17 protein-coding genes are annotated in these 20,820 nt (G+C 41.4%); 10 read left to right on the top strand and 7 right to left on the bottom strand.

Annotated features, from left to right (window positions below; genetic code table 11):
• Window positions 1–193: 193 nt before the first annotated feature.
• From L7A31_RS07595 to L7A31_RS07585, 3 genes are all read left to right on the top strand, one after another.
• A complete protein-coding gene (locus tag L7A31_RS07595) occupies window positions 194–988 on the top strand; it encodes a cytochrome C assembly family protein (RefSeq protein ID WP_237360916.1) in 795 nt (264 codons plus the stop codon).
• Between the two features lie 123 nt (window positions 989–1,111).
• Entirely contained in the window at window positions 1,112–2,377 is a 1,266-nt protein-coding gene (locus L7A31_RS07590; RefSeq protein ID WP_237360914.1) for an HlyC/CorC family transporter, read from the top strand.
• 309 nt (window positions 2,378–2,686) lie between these two features.
• Window positions 2,687–3,817 carry an endonuclease/exonuclease/phosphatase family protein gene (locus L7A31_RS07585; protein ID WP_237360912.1) on the top strand — a complete coding sequence of 377 codons (1,131 nt, stop codon included), beginning with the start codon at window positions 2,687–2,689 and terminating at the stop codon, window positions 3,815–3,817.
• A 72-nt stretch (window positions 3,818–3,889) separates the two neighbouring features.
• Here the strand turns inward: L7A31_RS07585 and L7A31_RS07580 are convergent, their stop codons facing one another.
• The 7 genes from L7A31_RS07580 to tssB form a co-directional block, all read right to left on the bottom strand.
• Window positions 3,890–4,678 carry a ribonuclease T2 family protein gene (locus L7A31_RS07580; RefSeq protein ID WP_237360910.1) on the bottom strand — a complete coding sequence of 263 codons (789 nt, stop codon included), beginning with the start codon at window positions 4,676–4,678 and terminating at the stop codon, window positions 3,890–3,892.
• A gap of 37 nt (window positions 4,679–4,715) precedes the next feature.
• Complete coding sequence (locus L7A31_RS07575) at window positions 4,716–5,123, bottom strand: hypothetical protein (RefSeq protein ID WP_237360909.1); 408 nt, start codon at window positions 5,121–5,123, stop codon at window positions 4,716–4,718.
• A 2-nt stretch (window positions 5,124–5,125) separates the two neighbouring features.
• Window positions 5,126–5,899 (bottom strand): type VI secretion system baseplate protein IglJ, encoded by a 774-nt coding sequence (iglJ, locus tag L7A31_RS07570; RefSeq protein WP_237360908.1) that lies wholly within the window; start codon window positions 5,897–5,899, stop codon window positions 5,126–5,128.
• A gap of 5 nt (window positions 5,900–5,904) precedes the next feature.
• On the bottom strand, window positions 5,905–7,083 hold the full coding sequence (gene tssK / locus L7A31_RS07565) for a type VI secretion system baseplate subunit TssK (protein WP_237360907.1): 1,179 nt from the start codon (window positions 7,081–7,083) through the stop codon (window positions 5,905–5,907).
• Between the two features lie 68 nt (window positions 7,084–7,151).
• Entirely contained in the window at window positions 7,152–7,817 is a 666-nt protein-coding gene (gene iglC, locus L7A31_RS07560; RefSeq protein WP_237360906.1) for a type VI secretion system tube protein IglC, read from the bottom strand.
• A gap of 114 nt (window positions 7,818–7,931) precedes the next feature.
• Window positions 7,932–9,488, bottom strand: coding sequence for a type VI secretion system contractile sheath large subunit (gene tssC / locus L7A31_RS07555; protein ID WP_237360905.1), 1,557 nt, complete (start codon window positions 9,486–9,488; stop codon window positions 7,932–7,934).
• A gap of 18 nt (window positions 9,489–9,506) precedes the next feature.
• Complete coding sequence (gene tssB / locus L7A31_RS07550; RefSeq protein WP_237360904.1) at window positions 9,507–10,100, bottom strand: type VI secretion system contractile sheath small subunit; 594 nt, start codon at window positions 10,098–10,100, stop codon at window positions 9,507–9,509.
• 402 nt (window positions 10,101–10,502) lie between these two features.
• On the opposite strand from tssB, the gene L7A31_RS07545 reads away from it, so the two are divergent.
• Genes L7A31_RS07545 through L7A31_RS07515 form a run of 7 tightly spaced genes read left to right on the top strand, consistent with a single transcriptional unit; the run spans window position 10,503 to window position 20,779 of the window.
• Entirely contained in the window at window positions 10,503–13,058 is a 2,556-nt protein-coding gene (locus L7A31_RS07545) for a hypothetical protein (RefSeq protein WP_237360903.1), read from the top strand.
• Window positions 13,055–16,399, top strand: a complete 3,345-nt coding sequence (locus L7A31_RS07540) for a hypothetical protein (protein WP_237360902.1) — start codon at window positions 13,055–13,057, stop codon at window positions 16,397–16,399. Before L7A31_RS07545 ends, L7A31_RS07540 begins: the two co-directional genes overlap by 4 nt.
• 60 nt (window positions 16,400–16,459) lie before the next feature.
• Window positions 16,460–16,936, top strand: a complete 477-nt coding sequence (gene iglE / locus L7A31_RS07535; RefSeq protein WP_237360901.1) for a type VI secretion system lipoprotein IglE — start codon at window positions 16,460–16,462, stop codon at window positions 16,934–16,936.
• Between the two features lie 4 nt (window positions 16,937–16,940).
• Window positions 16,941–17,435, top strand: a complete 495-nt coding sequence (gene tssI, locus L7A31_RS07530; RefSeq protein WP_237360900.1) for a type VI secretion system tip protein TssI/VgrG — start codon at window positions 16,941–16,943, stop codon at window positions 17,433–17,435.
• Window positions 17,436–17,467: 32 nt separating this feature from the next.
• The gene (gene iglH, locus L7A31_RS07525) at window positions 17,468–18,937 is read left to right on the top strand and encodes a type VI secretion system baseplate subunit TssF/IglH (protein WP_237360899.1); all 1,470 of its coding nucleotides are present in this window, start codon (window positions 17,468–17,470) and stop codon (window positions 18,935–18,937) included.
• A 15-nt stretch (window positions 18,938–18,952) separates the two neighbouring features.
• Window positions 18,953–19,585 carry a DotU family type IV/VI secretion system protein gene (locus L7A31_RS07520; RefSeq protein WP_237360898.1) on the top strand — a complete coding sequence of 211 codons (633 nt, stop codon included), beginning with the start codon at window positions 18,953–18,955 and terminating at the stop codon, window positions 19,583–19,585.
• Window positions 19,586–19,594: 9 nt separating this feature from the next.
• Complete coding sequence (locus L7A31_RS07515) at window positions 19,595–20,779, top strand: type VI secretion system protein IglI family protein (RefSeq protein WP_237360897.1); 1,185 nt, start codon at window positions 19,595–19,597, stop codon at window positions 20,777–20,779.
• Window positions 20,780–20,820: the final 41 nt, after the last annotated feature.

The raw sequence follows: 20,820 nt of genomic DNA, 5'->3' as shown, positions 1-20,820 counted from the left end.
CCGGGTTGAACAAGTTAAATCATGCATCTCGAGGTGACTTAGACGTAGCAGTATACCCCAGCCAGCGTTGGAGTCATACTTTAACAATAAAGTTGAACTAACATATCTTAGATTTGGATCAACTTATGACGTAGCTCATCAGCATGTTACAAGGTATAATTCTTAACCAAGTTTATTAATAATAACGAGAAAAATGGACGACTATATCGCTGTCATTGCAGCTTTGTTATATGTATTAGCTATCGCTACCATTATTCCTGGACTAGTGCACCAAACAGGCATCCGCACTCGTACGGTCTTTTTTAGTGCTGCTTTAGCACTGATTTTTCATGCATGGCTACTGAGTGATTTAATTTTTGATACCACTGGACAGAACTTAAGTATGCTCAATGTCGCATCCTTGATTAGCTTCATTACCGCTCTGGTTATGAGCATCGCCATGCTCAGAACAAAACTGTGGTTTATTCTTCCAGTTGTATACAGTTTTTCAGCCATAAACCTAACCGCAGCAGCGTTTGTACCTAGTGTATTCATGACACACTTACAACACGATCCTCGATTGCTCATTCATATAACCTTCGCGCTATTTTCATATTCCACCCTTACTATTGGGGCTTTGTACGCGTTGCAGCTCGCATGGCTCGACTATAAATTAAAAGCGAAAAAAACCATTGCTATCAATCCAAATCTACCTCCATTAATGATGGTAGAAAGGCAGCTTTTCAATATCATTTTAATTGGTAACGTGTTACTTACAGGCACATTGATTACTGGCTTTTTCTTTGTCGAAGATATGTTTGCTCAAGGAAAAGCACACAAAGGCATTCTGTCTTTTGTCGCGTGGATTATTTATTCCGTGCTGTTGTGGGGACACTATCAACGTGGATGGAGAGGCCGGAAAGTCACTTGGTTTGCTGTTGCTGGCGCTACCTTACTAACACTGGCGTATTTCGGTAGCCGCTTTGTAAAGGAAATCATTCTGACCTAACCTTTGGAGATTGTGTGCATTCAACTGCGCTTTCTTTTACAATGAAAAATCTTAAGTCATGAATGACTGAATAAAATATACAGCTAAGTATTCAAGCAGAATATTAGAAGGAAATCTCTAGCTTTGGAAGACATCTCAACGGGTATCTTATTTGCGCTTCTCGCGTGTTTCATCGTTATTTCAGCTTATTTTTCAGGTTCTGAGACAGGAATGATGTCGTTAAACCGATATCGTCTTAGACACCTTGCCAATAGCGGCCACAAAGGCGCAAAGCGCGTCGAAAAACTCCTAAGCCGACCAGACCGACTTATCGGTCTCATTTTGATCGGTAACAACCTCGTCAACATCTTGGCTTCGGCTCTCGCCACAATTCTTGGCATGCGCCTGTATGGCGATGTCGGCGTGGCAATAGCAACTGGTGTACTAACACTGCTCGTGCTCGTCTTTGCAGAAGTAACACCAAAAACACTAGCTGCGCTCTACCCTGAACGAGTGTCCTACATAAGTAGCGTACTCCTCATCGTGTTGATGAAACTCTTCTCTCCACTTGTCATTTTAATCAACTTCATTACCAACGGTTTTATTCGCCTACTGGGTCTAAAAGTGAAGCATGATGGTGATGATCACTTAAGCTCAGAAGAGTTAAGAACAGTGGTAAATGAAGCCGGTAGCTTAATTCCTAGACGCCACCAAGACATGCTGATTTCTATTCTCGATCTAGAGCACGTCACGGTCAATGACATCATGGTGCCGCGCAACGAAATCACCGGAATCGATATCAACGATGACTGGAAGTCAATTGTTAGGCAGCTCACTCATTCCCCTCATGGACGAGCTGTCCTATACCGAGATCAGATTGATGAAGTCGTCGGCATGCTAAGGCTGCGTGAAGCCTATCGCTTAATGCTGGAGAAAAATGAATTCAACAAAGAGACGCTACTGCGCGCTGCTGACGAAGTGTATTTTATTCCAGAAAGCACACCGCTCAATGTACAGTTACTGAAGTTCCAACGAAACAAAGAGCGCATTGGTCTAATTGTTGATGAATATGGCGATATTAATGGCCTAATTACATTAGAAGACATTCTAGAAGAAATTGTCGGCGAATTTACTACTTCCATTGCTCCAAGCCTTTCTGATGAGATAACGCCTCAAGGCGATGGCAGCTTTCTAATCGAAGGGAGTGCAAATATCCGTGATATCAACAAAGGCTTAAAGTGGAAGCTTCCCACTGATGGCCCAAGAACGCTAAATGGCCTAATTTTAGAGCATTTAGAAGACATTCCAGAAAGCCATGTAAGTGTGCGCATTGCTGAGCATAAAATGGAGATTGTCGATCTAGAAGAAAACCGTATTAAGATGGTTAAAGTATTTCCTAAAAAGCCTTAATACGCCTCCCCTTTCAAATTTAAGATAGCCTAATACTTCTCAATTAGGCTATTTAAACTACGCTACCTCACTAGCACTACAATCCGCTTTAGTATCCTCTTCCCCCCTCAATAACATTGTTAGTCTGATATAACAAAAGTAGACATAATTTATTTGAATACCAGTCATGCAACACTGGAATATATTAAAAACCATTTGTAATAAATAACTAAAATCAATAAGTTAGCACTGCTGCATGATTGAGTAAATTCTTCATATCGAGAATAATGTGGAATTAAATACTTATTTAAATCACATGAGAATAGACCTATGCCTTCAATAAGATGCGTAGCTTTTACTTGGAATACGGCAAATCAAAATGTACCTAAAGAAGCTCCTATTCAAATGGCTTCGTATATAAAAAGTAAACGCCCTCACCTTGTAATAGTTAACCTTCAAGAAACAGTCAGAACTTGGGGAGGTGAATTTGTTTCTGAGCGAATAGCCAAGAGATTGGACTACAACATTTATACTGAAGACAAAAATGGAAATAGGCGCAAAGAAAAATTATCTTATCTTCCATTAATGCAAGATCAAATGGGAGTAATCACTAAGTGCTCAAAGAAAAACTTTGTCAATGATGTAAGTGGCTATACTCACCTCGCTATCTATGTTCGCAGTGATCTTTGTCAGATAAAAGGCTCGATCGGAGCAAGAAACGGATACAAATTAGATCGAGTAAGCAAAAAACATCGTATCAATATTATTGCCAAGGGTGTTGTTAGAGACGGAAGTTTATTTAAGAAGCGAGCTACAAGGAATAAAGGTGGGCTTTACGCTTGTCTTGAAGTGTTTGGACATCCTCTAGTTGTTGTAGGTGCTCACCTAGATTCAAATCATGAAGACAATAGACTAAGGGAAGTAAATGAGCTATGTAGAGCAGCGGAAAACGAAGCGTCGAAATATATACAAAAGCATAGAACTAAATTCCGCTCATGGGACGATAATAACCAACGTATCCCTTCATTAATCTTCATGGGGGACTTAAACGAAAGGCTAGTTCCAACACCAATGAGTAGTTTGAAAAACACCCTTAACAATCGAAACGGCCTACCAGATAGCTTCTTTATCAACAATTACGATCCAATATCTAGGAATGAAGTCCCCCACTTTAGGGATCAGGGTGTAACCTTTGAGAGTACTGAATACATGACTTATGAAGAAAGGTTCGACGAAAAGGATGAAAAGAAAGGGAAAGGCCGATCTGGAGAGGTGATGTTTAAACCAAAACGCAATGGTAAACCAGATGCCGGAGCTTTAGACAACATAGGTTTTCGAGATGATGAAAGAAGATTCAACTCTCTTGATATACAAGTCCATGAGCTTTTAACCGTCAAAGGCGACAAAATTAGTGATCATAGAGGCGTAACACGAGATTTTGAGTTCAGTATAAATCATTAGACCAAAGGAAGAATTTTAAGCTAGATTCAAGGCACAGCAAGCGCGCTGTGCCTTAAAATCTTAGTAAGTACTTTAAAGATAAAAACTCTCAGGACACTCTTGCTCAGGCGAATGTTTCATCGTTCCAAAAGGCGTCAATAGTGGATAACTATCTAAGTCTGCTAAATCGACTTTCTTATTCACGTAGAAGTTTATATTCTCAAGAAACGAACGATTACCCACACTCACACATTGAAACTGAACCTTGTTTAAGGTTTTGAACTCTCGATTGAAAAACTTTCGGATTTGAGTCAGTGATACGGTCGTTTTTCGGTTAGCTTGAATAAACGCAGATACATCTGGATTGTTGATGTATTTCGTCAACGCCGCCGCTTTCGAGAAATAGCCATTCGCATCATAAGTACTGCTGTTGCATGTGCCCCACTTCAGCCAAGCATGTCTTTGCTGGTATACCTTGGTTTGTGGCATGACCTCATTGAGTGACTTTTTGGTTGCCGAAGTAAGGTTTGGTACAGACGGCAATTTACTCCACTGCCCTTTCTGATCCAGCTTTATCTCTTTCTCACTGATCGACTTACTACAATATTGATATTTGTATCTTCTACCTTGATCGCGTGAGGGAATGAACTCGTTCAATGTTAGCAAAGGAGAGTTTTGTAATATCGACGTTTTACATGCCGGGCTCGATGGGTTTTTTAGGCAATACACAGGTTGCAGGGTTAAAGACAACTTGTAGTAATCAAACTGTCCCGGTTGTGGTGTAACCCAATCTCGATATTGTGGAGAAGCCGTATTTTGAGCAAAGGCGCTGGTCGACAAAGCCAATGCTAGACTGGCAATAAGTATAGAAAGCTGTTTCATTGTGTATACCTTAGGCATAAGTCTGAAAACTCATAACTTACAAATACCTAGTTAAGAACATAAACAGCGAGCCAACTGATATGATGTTGACAGCCGTAAGTACAAAGAACAATATCCAAGTGAGCTTCTTTTGCTTAGCTAATTGTTTGGATAGCTTGTATTCAGATTGCTTAATTTGGCTGATCAGCTGCGATTGGTTCTCTTTACGCTCACCGCTAGCACGCCCACTACCGCCCATTGTTTGGTTTTGTGCAATTCGGCTCAACTCTTTAGACATAGAATCTCGCAATACATCGATCTTGGCATCGGAACGACGATAGAGCTCTTCAATTTTTGCATCCGCTCGTCTGGCCAGTTCTCCAGTCATGCGCAATGACTCCTTGTAACGTCTGTCTGCATGTTCATAGACATCATCAACAGAATGAATCAATTCTTTCTTTTCCACCTTTACACCTCTACTTCATATTCTGGTGACAACATTAAGTGCTCTAGCCCAGTCAAACTTGAATAGTTTGAGCTATCAGGCACAGAGAACTTCAGTGAGATCGGAATGACTTTCTTTAAAGCCAAAACCATAGAGTTTGTTTGCATTTCATCAACAATGCTAGCGATTAACGATTGATTGAAATTTTGCATATAAACGAGCACTTCCAATGTTTGACAAGTATGGGTTTTCTCACCATAGAGATAACACCCTCCGAGAGTAGAATTACTGTCAAGCTGATAGGCAAAAGTGCTGGAAGGCAGTTGAGCCTCAGCAATATTGAAAGTGATATCCAAGTTGGAGTACTTATTTTGTAGCATGCTATGCAGCTGAGATATTGTAGGAGGGCTTGCTGGACGCAATACATCAAGCAGTCCAGCCGAAGCTAAATCTCGGTTGTAGCCGTAATAAACACCGTAAAAGTAGTCGTATAGCAGGGAGGATATGCCTTGTTCGAGAACAGAACAAAGCCTCTCACCATCGTTATGCTGCAAATAAAAATAGTAGTCGTTTAATGCATAAAACATTGAAACTTTGGAAATATTTATATGCAGGCGTAAGTGGTTCAGTTGACAACTGCAACCTGAAATTATCACGTTGTCCGGCATCAAAGAAAACTCAGGTACAAACTGAACTGACTTGGAAGAAATACCATATGAGTGGATCACAGCTAGCGCGTTCTTGATCCCTAGTTTCGCTTTGTACTTCTCAATAAACTCAGCACACGGTTCAAGCATCATCTCTACCTGTAGTAAATAAGGTAGCGGTACTGGCTATTGACTTCGTTTGCCTCAAACATCATATTTTTCTCGCGCAATATCGCATCGAGTTCGAAGCCTGGCAGGATCTTATATACCTTGGCATCTTTTATATGCGATAGCTGATGCACTCCCGAATCTGGCAAAGCTTCTAAGTAGGCACCAGAGAGAGACATTTGATTGATATGCTGGTTGCGAGAAATACTTGAAAGCTTGATTTGGCTAAGTGCAAGATGCGGCTGTTCTGGATCTTTCTTCTGAATCACTAATAGGTGTTCATTTGCTTGAACGGCTTCCATCGGAAGTGCAGTCAAAATGAAACTGTCCGCTGTTTGCATTAACTCAACAAAGTTTTTCTTAACAGGGATACTAAGAAGCTGATTAAAACAATGTAGAAGTTGATCGAAACCTGTAATTGGATCTTGATGACGATAGAAGAGCAATGCCTCATTACCTTGGCTTGGCGCTTTAGTTAAATCCAGCAGAGTGTATAGCTGGCTAAGGGCCTCAAACAGACGATACGGGTGAACATGGAGTGGTGCTGATTCTATTTCAGCAATGAGCAACTGCAAATTACGGTGGGCTAATAGCAGGTTAACCATGACACTTTCGCCAACAATTTCACTATCAAGGAAATGTTTAACGGAAGAGAAAACTTTCTTCACTTGAGAAAAACAACGATCAAGTGTTTGGCTTGCACAACTCAGTAGCGGTGGAGACTCTGTACCAATTTGCCAAACACCTTCTGTGTTTTCTACTGTCATTATGTGCAATGAGTGCAGCGCACTTGATTGATACTCATCGGATAGATAGTAATCCGACTGACAAGTTTCTACTTGCCCTTCTTTTATAACCTTTTCGACTCGGTTTAAGTAAATTGTAACCGCAGGCTTACCTAGCGCTTCTAAGTCGATAGAAACATTGTGGGAATAGCAGTCAAAATATGCAAAGTATTTGTCTTTAAAATACAGCTGACATTGGTTTATCTTGAGTTCACCAAGCGACAACAGATTCATATCCAGCTGAAGCTGACTAATACCGTAACCAACATTGAACGGCAAATACGTCGCCTCAGAAATGGCTTTTTGAGCCAGAGAATCTTGCTGCACAAAGTGATTTGCTGTGAGCAAAGCACCCGGTTGCCAGTGAATGTGATGAGCCATAATGACAAATACTTTAAGTTGAAAATTAAAATGGTCATGACTATCGCCATGACCACAACATGCCTCAATTAGCTCGCCGAGATTTCATCCATACTTAATAACGGATATTGACCTTTTTCCGTACTAACTGCATGAACGACATCTAACGCCGGAGCATCAAAGCTTTTTCGGTCGATCTGAAAACCATAGCCAGTAATTGGCGCTAGCTCTCGCCCAACTGTGGAACCACCTAAAAAATGGCCATTCCCTATATCTAGCTGGAAACCAGCGTTGCTAACGGGAGTCAGCACCATACCTTCTGCTGGCTGCATTGCAGGAGCCCAAACCTTGTCATCCTTGTATTCCTGATTAGTGTTCCATTGACCAAACTTAATAAAGCTCTCCGCTGCTTTGCCTAGCCGAACATCACGAATAGCATCTTGCAATTTGGTACGCAGATCAGGGTCAACAGGGCAGCGAATCGTAAAGCTGAGTTCGGCAGCCATATCAGGGCCGCATAAATGAAACTCTGTCAAAGTACAAGCCGCCGTTGGCGACGTGACATCATTCATCTGCTGGCCGCCATCGACCGCAAACAAAGCTTTCGGAATTTCGACACCAAAGATGGTGCAAGAATCACAAAATAACCTGGGCTTACTATGTTGCCCAAACGCTGACGTTGCATCTGTTGTAAACGCCAAAGGCTCGCAATCTAAAATAACGGTGCGATATACCAATGGTTTTATATTTGCCATTATTATTACTTATCCTTGTTAGCCTAGTGTGATATCCAAGTGACGTTAAGGCACTTGCTTCAACGAGGCAGAGTTCACTGCCTCGACGTCACTTGGCTACATAATAATTACAGGCTATTCACCCTCACCGTCATCGCCTCCAGCTGAAGCAAACAAGCCTGGGTCTAGTCGAGTATCGACTTTCAATGTGGTGTCCATACCTTCAAATTGAATATGTGGCAATACGCTGATACTACACTTGTACCATCCTGCTTTGCCTGGAATTTGTGTTACTTCAATTTCAGCAGCTCTGAATGGATACTTAGCCATCTCAAGAGACGTTGGCTGAGTAATTGTTGTAACGTAGCGGTTAATCCAGTTGTTCAGCAGATCGCGAATGGTTTCTGTTGTTGAAAATCCACCGATCTTGTCACGAATCACACATTTCACGTAGTGAGAAATACGAGATACACACAATGTGTACGATAGGTTAGCTACAAGCTGAGAGTTCATGGAGTCAAAGCCATCAACAAACTCTTCCACTTTCTTCACTGAGTTCGCGCTAAAGAAACAGCAGTTTGACGTGCCCTTTTCTTCAATCGCAGGAATAATACCGATGTTCGATAGCGATAATTCCATGAAATCAGGGAAAGAAATATTGAGTGCTGAACGATACTCGTCAAAGCCACGTACGTTGAATACTGGACGAATCAGGTTCTCTACATAACCACCATTTTCTGGTCCACGTAGATATTGGAACCAGCCAGTCTTACCAAACGAGCGCATGATGTTCTTAGTCAGAAGCAACGATGCTGGGCCCCATTGGTATGCGTCGTTAGACTCATAGCTAGTCACTTCTTCTACGAAACCACTCATACAACGCTCAGCAACAGGGTTGTTCACTGGGTGGTACGGCTGTCTTAGAATGAAGTCACCAATCGTCAAGCCAACATATGCGGCATGATCCGTTTTACGGAAAGCATTCCAGTCACGGTATCTTGGGTGCTCAAGCAAGGTTTCGAAACACTTGATCTGCTTAACTTCATCGATGCTGTTTACACCAAAGAAACGTGGATCAATAGAACCAATAAATGGCGCATGAGTTGACTCAGAGATCATACCCATACCTGTTAGCCACGTAATGTCATCCATGGTGTTTTCGAAATCATATAAGCCCATCAGCAGGCCATATGGTTCGCCACCATATTGATCGTATTCCGCAACATACACTTTCTTAAACATTTCACTGCTTGAAATGTCGTACATGTTACGTTCGAAATCGTACTGAAGTTCTTCTTTCTTAACATCTAAAAGTGTAACTTCGATGTTGTCGTATTCATCTTTAACAAGCTCTTCAAGCTTTAACCACTGGTTTTCTAAATAACGAAACTCAGGGTGCTTTAGAATACTGTTAACCTGCTCTTCAACCACTTCGTTGATACGCTCAATCGCACGTTGAACATAAGATTTGTTGTAGTTGATGATGTCATCATTGTTCGCCAAAACCATTGCTAGTGCAGCAATGTTACGCGAGTAGTAGTCTTCATAGATTTCATCTACAGATGTGAAATCATCTGTGATATCGATGTCTATTTTAGCAAGGCTATTTTTCTGCTCTTGCTGTGTACCACCGAACAACTGAATGATGCTGTGTAGAGAGCTTGTCTCATCTACGGTAATTGTTTCTGTCATCTTAAAGCCCTGAAATTATTAAGCGTCGCTAACGTCAGACTGTGTCTGATCTTGAGAGGAGCTGTCATCGGCCGACTGGACTTCACCATCAATCACACCTTCAGCTTTTTTCATCAAAGAGTAGTTCTTCAATTGTGGAATACTTTCCTTCAGCGCTTGCAATTGAGCTTGATCAGAGAAAATATTATCGATGGTCTTTTTCAACGTACGATTATTATCAATATCTTTCTCAAATCCAGACAGCATTTCTTTTAATTGAAGAAGCGCATTAATCTCAGGGATTTTTTTCGCTAGATTTTCAGGCTTAAAATCTTTCATTGAATTTAATTCAAAATTTAAATTCAACATTGGGGATTTAGAAGGGTTAATACTATTTGGCACAGAAACATCTAGTGAAATTCCCATATCCTTTAAAGAGGAATTAATACCATGTTTTAAAGTACGTACTTCTCTTTCTTCAAATGGAACTTGTGCATCCTTGGACTTTCCAGCTGAAAAATCACCTAACACCATCATTCTATATGGGAGTTCTTTTTTCTTTTTTTCACCTTCCACTCTAGTGTCATATTGAATCATTAACCTAGACTTGGGAAGTTTCTTATTGATAGCCATCAATTACCTCTTTGAAACGCTTATTTATATTAAGCATCAAGCATCCACAATAAACATGCCGAAATTATATTCAATAGAGAGATAATTTAAACCAACCACCTGGAATATATCACATCTATTTGCGAATAAATAACTGTCGAAACACCTAAGGCATTGGGGATCCTAACAATAGAAGGGTTAGCAATGGGTTAAGGGTGAGAGACTCATTTTTACACTGAGCTATTTTTAACCTTCAAGCCTTGTATCAAAGATTTTAGAATGATACTTTATCTTTTAGAAATATTCTCAAAACCAAATATTTAACATTCTGTTATCAGGGTGGATACATCTATTGAATCCAACTTAGTTAAATAATAGAGATATTGAATAAGAAATTAATCTCATATTAGTAAATTCATTATTATGGCCAACTCTGAAAACATTAATACACAGATAGGTGAATCTCTTAAATCATTAAGAAATGACACCACATTGAATGTTCAAAGCTTTAGTGAAATGACCGATAAACTATATGAAAATATAGTTAACCACTCTATTGGAAAAATTAACAGCGATAATATTGAGAAAGTTAAATTATTGAGTGCAAAGATCTCAATTTTGATTACTCAAAAAAAAATTCCCACATTAATTGAGTGTCAATCTTGGAAGTTTTGTGTAGATATATTTTATGGCACGGTATTATTTGAGAATAACGTACGGGAATTTTTATTATTTTACTCTCGACTAGAAATATTAGCGATTTTAGATCAGCTCTCTAATGTCAATCAGCCTGATGACTATAAAGCTTTACTTTCTTCGCTTTCTGCAAAGCTTAACAAAAACACTCTATTGTCATTTCAAGGCAAGCAGCTGGCTCAATTTAAAAACTTACTTTCAAAACACCTGTCGACTCTAAGCTCTAGCGCTAGAACGAAGACCGAATATCGACAACTGAGCCATCTAGTTGAACACAAGATCAAACCCGCGCTTGGCTTTGATTCAGTGTTGATCGATCAGGAAATCTGGATTGAGTTAAACACTTTAAGCACCAGCTTTGAGCGTCAACCAATCTCTATTGCTAGCTTGCCAACGCAAAATCAAACCGAAGCATGTCGTTTTCAAGGGCTAATGCTCACCAATTACCACATTCAAGATCTGAACCTTGAATTAAAGACATACGGTTTTGATGGCCAACTAAAATTTCAGCTTGGTTACGATAAAGACGCCTTCCATCCTGATTATTTGTTCTTATATCAAAACCAGCCTTTGTCAGTAAGAGTGCTAATCAAGCAGGTATACACCTTCCCAGATCCTGACGCTGAAAGTGAAGAAGAGAACAACTACGAGACTGAGTTAGAGCTGTTTGCTGTGGCCAACCTGGAGCCTCGCTCTCATCTTACAATGAGCAGTGTAATCGCAAATATTGATCCCGTAGATCAAAGTGCAGAAGTTGCGTCAGCAAACCCTGAATTTACACTAAACTTCTCCGATCCTGTTAATCTTTGGAAGTATCATCGCCCAAATTACTTAACTGCAAATCAATCTTACGGCCAGGTTTTTGAAGATAACTTATTCTTCCAATCACTCGCATCTATCGACTCTCAGCAGTCAACCAAGTTATCCAAGGTTTTTGAGCAAATTTCTGTCTTTACTCATTCCCGTAACTTCCATGACTTCTTCTCGGAAGCATTGGAGCATTACCAGCAATACCTGATCTACGATTACGCCAACAGCGCTGAACAAGGACTATCGAACTATGTCCTGCTCGACCAATTGAGTGACACCTATAGCGGCAGCCCAGAAAAAGAGGTGAAGCTAGACGGTGCAGACTTAATGCAAGTCGATGATATTAGATTTCATTTAGCCAATACATGGTCTCATGAAGCGGCTTACATCAACGCTAGCTTAGATCAATCGGGCTCAACCGAAATTACAGCAGAACAACCAGCATTCCTCGGTTTGAAATCGCAAACGTTAGATTTTGAAACAGATAGCCAACTAAAGACAAATTGGTATCAGAATGCAAACAACCAGTCGACTTTACTTGCAAGTGTCAGTGGCCGATATCAAGTCAACACTAAAGATCTCATGCCGCACCTGCCTACTTATCCAAGTTATTTCTCGTACCCGCTAGAAAGCGAGCACTGGCAAAGCACTTTGTCTAACTTTAGCCAAGGGGTTCAATCTCGCAGTGTGTCGATTGATTTCAGCCAAACGCTAGCAACCAAACAATACGTGCGTAACAAAGTCAAAGCCATTTCGTGGGAGTCTGAAGAAGACAATGATCGCTATGAAAAAGTTCGCGCGATTGAAATGGAAGAAGGGATTACTCACTTCACCAATGTCGTTTACCATTGGCACGATCAAGACTCAACGTTCAATGATCTTCCAAGCTATACACCATTCGTCTCTATCGATATTCCCGGTCAAGTGGTCACTGCAGAGACAGTCGATGACAGCGTTCTGTATGGATACAAATTCTTTAAAGGCAAATCGACTACAGAAAGCAGCCTAGCAGATGACAGCCAAGCACAGAGTGCCGATTACAGCAGAGCAAATGAATCAGAAAATGCGCTGACTTACGCGGTGAAGTTTGCCCCATCTCTTTTTGTCACAGACTCAGAGCCACCACTGTTTTATGTCAGCGCAGCAAATGAGCTATATACACCATCCAGTTTCAAACCGCTACGAAATGGCGATCGAGTATTAGTCACACTGAACAACCCTGAAAAAATGACCATTTCGCAAACGGTTGGAACATCAGTTGAATTTCAAGACAAAGCATCGGAGCTGATGGTGCAATCATCTAAGTTCGGAGCACAGCAAGAGTGTGAAATTACCTGCTCTGATAACAGTGATGAGCAGCGTTTTCAATTCTCTCAAACCAATAGAGATAATGCTGGCTCTAACAGCATTTCTCTCAGTAATAACAACGGCCTACTATTCGCTTTTAGCGATGAACAGGAAGAAAACCAATGATGACTTTTTTAACATTGTTAACGGGTAAATACGGCAAGCTCGCCTTCGGTGCTATTGGGCTTGTTGCAGTATTTGCCATCCTACTTATCGCGTTTAAGTTTTTTAAGAAAAACAAAAAGAATTTAGCGAAGGCGAATCAAGCCCTCAATAAATCTCGTCCGGCTAAAAGCGAAATCAACAATAGTATTAAGCAGATTAAAACTCGCCTTACTGAGTCTTCCGTCCCCGCTTTTATTTACATTCATGATGGAGCGACAGACAGCGCACTCGATCATCTGTTTCAGTTCTTAGATAAAAGTGTTTCTGACGTTTACTTTGATGACCCGATGCAACCTATCGTGGTGTCAGAGCAACAAGTAATCCTACTTGCTCAGCTAGATAACCTTGCAAAACTGGACATCAACCGCTTCAACTTATTGCTCGATAAACTGTATAAGCAAGGGGTGATTCAACTACCCAATGTTGCAATTCAACTAAAACAAAAGCCGAATGACTCTGGACTCACAACGTCATTGTACCGCTTTTTGCCAAGAATCAACTTGCTAGCCAAACAGCCTTATCAAGTACACTTCCTTAGCGATAACTCTCCAATAAAAGGAAAGATTGGCCAGCTACTAGAAGTTGATAACGCCGCTCCTTATGTTGATTTTAGCCACTGTCAGAGCCCTGAAGAGCTAGAGCAATACGCTAACCAGCACTTCAATAGCCTGCGTGATCAATTTTCGACTTATATGTCGCAAGATAATGTCGATAGCCAAAAGCTAGCTTCAGCGATGTCTGCTTCTCATTTTGTAGAAAGGTATCTAAAACAGATCACTCCAGTTATCTCTGGATTTTTTGAGCCTGAATTAGTTAAGCAAAAGCCGCAATGCATTACTCTCAACTACGGTGCAGATCCAAGTAACTATCGCAGCCAATTCTTTTATTCTGGTAGCGATAAAACAGGACGCAGAATTTCCGGCAAACATATAGCGGTCAGCAGCCTTTGTATCGCTTCATTGCTTGCTAGCGTTGGCATTGTCTACAATGGCGTACAAAAAATTCAGCTTGATGACGCCATTAAACAGGCCTCTCCGTTTGTTCCGCAAACTTTGCCTTTAGTGACCGCTGAACAAAACTACCAGAGATGGTCTGGGTTATATCGTAGCAAACTGATCTTGGGCTCTTTATACCCAACCAGCATTGAGAAAAACCTTAATCAGCAGTATGCAAGCTACCTATTGGTTCGCTTAAATACACAGTATCAAGAGGCCCATGATCCACTCAATCGATCATTGTACTTGATGATTTTTGCCGCGAATCATGACGCTAAAATTCGTGCTGAACTGAAAAAATATCAGAGCTTGTTAACTCAACTAACGGGCTTTAGCAGCCAACAATTGAACTTGGTGTATTCATTTGCCAATCAACCTGTCGCACAAATCAGTACCTTGGGGCTAAATACAAGCAATATTGGCAACCAGCTAGAAGTGTCGAATACCTTGATGGCGAACGTCATGTCATCGAATCAAGTATTAGGACAGCTGTTTAATAATATTCAGCTCAATATTACTAACCAGCAACTTTTGTCTTTACTTAACCAAAGTGTCGTAATGCAGCAAAAATTAGCGGTATTGCACGATACAATCCCACAATCTCTTGCCTCTGTTTATCAAGGCAGCGATGATATTTCTCGTTACTTAAGCCAGATTGCCAATCACTTCCCGAGCTCTGACAGTTTGGACTTCAAAGCACTCAATGGCGTATTAACCAACCTACAAAATATTATTCCGACTTCTACACCAGAGATCAGTGGTTTTGACACTTTGGTGAAAAGCATCGCCAGCTATAACGACGCCATCAATGGGTTCTTGAAACAGCAGCAATTGGATGCTCAAGAAGCAAGACGAATCCATCAAGTTCTTCTAGAATCTGAATTGAACACATTGCTGAATACCATCATGGACTCCAGTGATAGCGACCTTACTCTTCTGAGTGAGCAGAATTACTACAACTATACCTATAAGACGGTCTTCTCAAGAAACGTTACTCAAGTGTCGTTGGTATATTCAAAGTCTGTACTACTGCAAACCGTACTACCGCTGATTGAGCAATACAGCAAGTTATCCCAAGAGCTAACTCAACTAAGCATTCATCACGAGGCCTTTGATGACATAGAGTCACAAGCACTACGTCATTACAGTGATAACTATGTATTGATGCTTAATAAGCTATTGAAAAATGCGCTTCCGCATCAGGTTTCGCTGGATAACCTACACCTTTTCTTAATGGACTTAACCTACGATGACACACCGCTGTCTAACATGCTTAAGTACATCACGAAGAATACGACTTTCGACAAAGATCAAATCACTCAACCTGAGTTGATGCAGATCCCTCAACAATTTGCACAGCTCAACGAGTTCATTCAATCGAAAGACTACAAAGATTACCAAGACATCATTTCGTCGGTGAGCAATAGTCTATACAACAAGACACCTGCAACCTATAAAGCTCTGTATCAACAGCTAAAACCAAGCACTGCTGATTCATTGATGTCTAAGCTGACTGCAATCTCATCTGCGCAAAGCAATCCAGATGTGTATCAATTGCTCAACTTCCCAATCACGATTGTTCGTCAAACTGTGGCCGACTATCTGATTGCTCAACTCAGCCAGCAGTGGCAACAACAGTTGAGTACTCAAATCACGCATATTGAGAATGGTTTCCCGCTTAACATGCACTCAAACTATGTGCTCGATAGCCAGCAACTAGCCAATGAAATCGGCGTCAATGGCCAGCTGTATGCTGAGATGAATCAGCTACTTGGCGAGTTTATTCACTTAAACAGCGTTAAGACTCGCTGGCTTGTAAACGATGATCTTACCGATCTACAAAAAGCTGAGTTAGCGCCGTATGTAGGGCAATTGAACAACATCTATCAAGTGCAACGTGCACTTTGGCAATCAGATGGTACACCGAGATCCATCAGCGTCAGTGTACAAGCTCTGCCGTTCAAACAAGTCACTCTGGATGGCGAAAATAAAATGGCATTGTCATTCTTCCAACTAGGACAGAAAGATCGAGTGATTGGCTTGAATACCGCGGATCAACCAACACGCACCATTCATTATGATTGGCAAAGCCAACCAACGGTTTCTGTAGGCTGGTTGAGTAACCAAAACCAGTCATACCAAGAGTCGATTAATGGCCAGTGGGCATTATTCAAATTGCTCGCAGAAGGTAAATGTAAGAAAGGGCATACCTGCCAATGGGGCATAAAGAGTGATAATGACAAAGTGGCTCCGTATCAAGTGAGCTTTAAAGTCGCAACACCATTTCTATCGTTGCTAAACGGATAACTTACGGATTTGTAATTAATTTAGGGAAGCGATGCTTCCCTACCTATCGGACTGCTAAACATGTTAAGAAGATTGAAATACCTAGTACTACTGTTTGCCTTGCCTTTAACAGGGTGCGCTTGGTTTTCTTCAGGCAAACCTATCGCTCCAACGAATACACTCAACATCAATATTCAAATGGAGAAGACGTCGAACCTAGGCCATGCGATTACGGTTTTGATTCAACAACCGACCAATATGGACGCCTTTGTCGGGCAGTCTTACGCATCGCTAAGCCAAGAAGCACTAGATAAAAATATGACTCGCTATGTCTACCTAGCGAAATCTGAAGACCATCATCTTGTACTGCCGGTATCAGATACGCCATTAGCGATCTACTTCATCCTAGATCATCAGCCTGTATCTGGATGGAACTACCTAATTAATTCACCTCAAGGCGCAGTTCAGTCGTTCACTGTGAACACTTCAAATGTCACACGCACTCAGAACATTGAACTGAAAGCAAAGTCTGACGACTCAAGCAAGAAGAAGTCATAGTGTCATGGCAAAACATAATATAGCGATGAACAGCGAAGGTGTCTCCATTCAAACCAATGGAGACAGCGACGATCAAAACTGTCAGGTCAGTTACTCAAGCGATGGCAACTCAAGTCAAGTAGTTAGTGATAGCGCAAGCGTACAAGCAACCAATGCTATCAGCCTGACCTGCGGTGACTATCAAGTAAACATCCAAAAAGATGGCTTACAGATAAAAAACAACAGCGGAACTATCGCTTGGAACGATGATGGCATTACGCTAAATGTTGGCAGTAGCAAAATTGAACTGACCAGTGATGGCATCACCATTACTGGCAATACTGTGAACATCAAAGGTACTCAAAGTATTTCAATGTCTGCCACGCAAGACTTTAAGGCCGATGGCGGTAACATGGCATTCAGTGCCACTCAAGGAATGAGCTTAAAGAGTATGACAACACTTGCTGCTGAAGCCAACATTACCGCCAGCTTTAAAGGCATGCCTACTAGTATTGGCTAACTAAGATATTAGCAAGCGATAGCATAACGACGATGACAACATTACAACACCCTTTGCCAGACAATCAAAAAGACTCGCTCGATGTCGAACCGATTGTACTCACCGACGTGTTCAAAAAACTGGGAGAACAGATTCGCTCTGAAGTTCAGCAAAGCCTGCAGCGTGAGAAAGTATTGCAAGTATCGCGATATCACCAGCATTTGCTGACTCACCTCCCCAATCATATGTTGGTAAAAATGCAGGCTCACTTAGGTAGCAGCAGCTTACCTTTGGTTGCAAACAGTCAGTTCAATGTTCTGGACGCGTACAAACCACAAGATCCAGCGGCACGCTATTCGACACAGAACTTGGTGCAGCTTAGCGCGTTTGAAGTGAGTGAAGTCAGCCACCAGCTTTCGAATATGCAGGTTGAACTGGAGTCAAAAGCACCGTTATTTGTTGAGCAATTCAGTTTTGACCTATGGGTGAACCCTGAGTTGTGGTCACAATTTGATTATCAATTGGCTCGTTTAAAGTACGCTTTGCTAAATAACGCTGAGCTAACGGTTACTGCGCAATATGAAGATGGCAGCGAACAACCTATCCCAGCGACTCTAAGTGGTTTAGACGGTTGGACACTCGCGTGCAACGACGCACTATTTCTAAGATCGACGTCTCCAGAATTCGATTTGGGTATGCGCTTGAGCTTTGGAAAAGTACCACATCAAGATAAAAGAGTGCGTGTAAAAAGCTTCAAGCTTTTGTTTGAGTTTGATGGTGAAGTATTGCTGTCGCCCGCGTTGAAAACCGCTCAATCACCACTGCTATCAACGAATATCGTGCCGCTATTTAATTTGTACGAAGATCTGTCAGTGGCCATGCCATTAGACTTTCGCCAAGAGCAAATTAACTTGCATCATAGCAATGATATTACTGCTAGGCCGTTTTATGTCCGCCAGCTATTTTTGAATCAAAACTTGTACAAACCCTATCATCAACTTGGTGAAAGTGAGTTTGTCTTTCATCGAGAATCAGCGGCCCTGCTTTATACACCCCACGATATTCAGCAAGCGGTTGCAACTAAACAAAAGCTGAGTGCACGAATATTCTGGAATCAGGATAAACCACTACCTCAACTACCACAGATTTCTACTGCCGCTATCAATACACAGCGAGCAGAATTTGAAGTCATTAAAGCAGCTGAAGCGAAGCACTTTTATGACATCAACACGTTAGAGCAAGTCGGCATGACGCTACAGAATTTTGCTCAATTTCAGCTCGGTAATAAAGAGCACTTTTTGTTTCTTGCCAAACACTTACTTGGCAGCAATGAAAACCCGACTTTACAAAAGTTTTCCTCTGCAATTAAAGAGATTACTTTTGACCCGAAATCGAGTGAACTTATCGTCACTTGTAGCGTACTTCAGCATATGGATTTGGTACGTACACTGTCTGAACTCATTATTGAATTTATCATGGTCAACACAGCTTTAGTTATTAAGCTGCTGGTGTCCATTGCCTAATTGGAGCTTAATACGATGAACAGTGAACACTATATCCTGTGTGAACTCTCTTCAATGCTGAACAACGCTATTGCGTTCACCGAATCTCTCGCGAGCAACACCGCAGATCAAAACTCAGCAGCATTACTGACTTTCAGAAATAGAGTCAGAAATGAGCTGACATTGATTCAAAATCGATTGATCCCTTTATATGGCGACAAAGTGGCTTCATACATCATTTTTCCGCAAGTCGCCCTAATAGATGAACGCTGCAAAATCGCTATTGCTCAAAGCCAGCAAGGGTTAACTTGGACTAACTTGCAAATTGAGTTTTTCCAAATTAATAATGGTGGCGAGTATGTCTTTGATGTCATTGAGGAAGTGGTAAGAAACCGCATTTACCCCCGTTTGGCGTATGAGTCACTGCTATTGGTGCTAAACCAAGGCTTCCTTGGTAAGTACTACGACAACCCAAATCATGCAGAGCTGTTCAACTGTATTCACCAGCTTAAACAGCGTTTGAACGAAATTGTACAAGAGAGTCCTGCACCTACTCGCGAGCATACTCGCTCAATGTCATCACGCAGCTCCGGTGGCTGGATACAGTATGGTGGCTATATGGCTACTGCAGCTATCCTCATCCCTATCGCTTTATTCTTTGCATTTTAAAGGTTTTTTATGTCGGTTACTTTTTACCAAGCTTTCACTGATATTGTTCAAGTCGACAAAGCTAACCCAATGCTCATGAGTAGCATCATTCGTAGCTACGAAAACGGTGAGTACGAGAAAACCCTCTCACTACTTGAAGACTACCTATACGACACGCAGTCGGTCGATATTTACTGCCTATTTTTAAGCTTTAGCTGCGACATATTCCTAAATACGCCGTCAATTAACGACTTAGTGTATCGCTTAAAAGACTACAACGAGACATTGCAACACTGCGCTGCACAACTGTCTCCAAAAGTTAATTTTGACGCTTCTTTGCATAGCGCCTTAGACATCCTTTGCTCAATGCTTTCGCTCAAATTTACCGAAGCTAGAAAGAAAGATACGGTCAATGATTTTGATAGTTTGCAAGGAAACTTCAATTCTCTCTTCACTCAAGTGGCCAACTTAGATGGCATCGAAAGAAGTTTAACAACGCACCAAGGCTTCAAAGACTCTCAAAAAGCTTTAATGTTGCTCGACAGACGCGATCTTGAGCCAGAAACATTGCAACCTGAGCCCGAAGTCGAGCCAACTGAAACTCGTAAAGAGCCAAAAAAGAAAGGCAATACTAATTTAGTTGATAAGTACGCTTCACCGAAGTGGTACGCACTCATTCGCAAAGCGTCGATTTTGCAAAAGCTATTGCTGGAAGAGCGCCATTTCGAGTCTGCAATAATCTATAAAGACATTCAGGCTGAAATTAAGAACTTCGATCCTCTGGTGTATTTTCCAGGCTTGTTCTTCCCGCTATTGAAATCTGTCGCACCCAAAGCCCCGACTCTGCAAAAGCATATCGATAAGCACAAGGATACGTTGGAATGGGATATGGCTAATCGCTTGTATCAGAGTGATCCAATGCGCTTTGCCAATGAACTACCAATGATGATGATGAACCAATATCGAGATGAGCAATTCTATCGCTCTGAGGAAGAGGACGAGCAACAACATCACCCAGAGTACGAACAAGATATGCCAATGGGCATGGATGACGATTATCAAGATGACGAAGACTTTGGCTCAATGCGATTCAACGATGAGTACCAATTCCAAGAAGATGATCACGAGATGATCCCATCAGAAAGAAGCTCAGAAAATGAGATTAGCGATCTCGTCAACGACATTGATGCAATGACCGACGACTTTGACTACTAGACTCTTTAGCCAACTATTTCTGTAACATGTACCGAGCACAA

The sequence above is a fragment of the Vibrio marisflavi CECT 7928 genome, assembly GCF_921294215.1.
Classification (GTDB): Bacteria; Pseudomonadota; Gammaproteobacteria; order Enterobacterales; family Vibrionaceae; genus Vibrio; species Vibrio marisflavi.
Note: the sequence above shows the minus strand (reverse complement) of the source record. Positions and strands in the feature narration are given on the sequence as shown.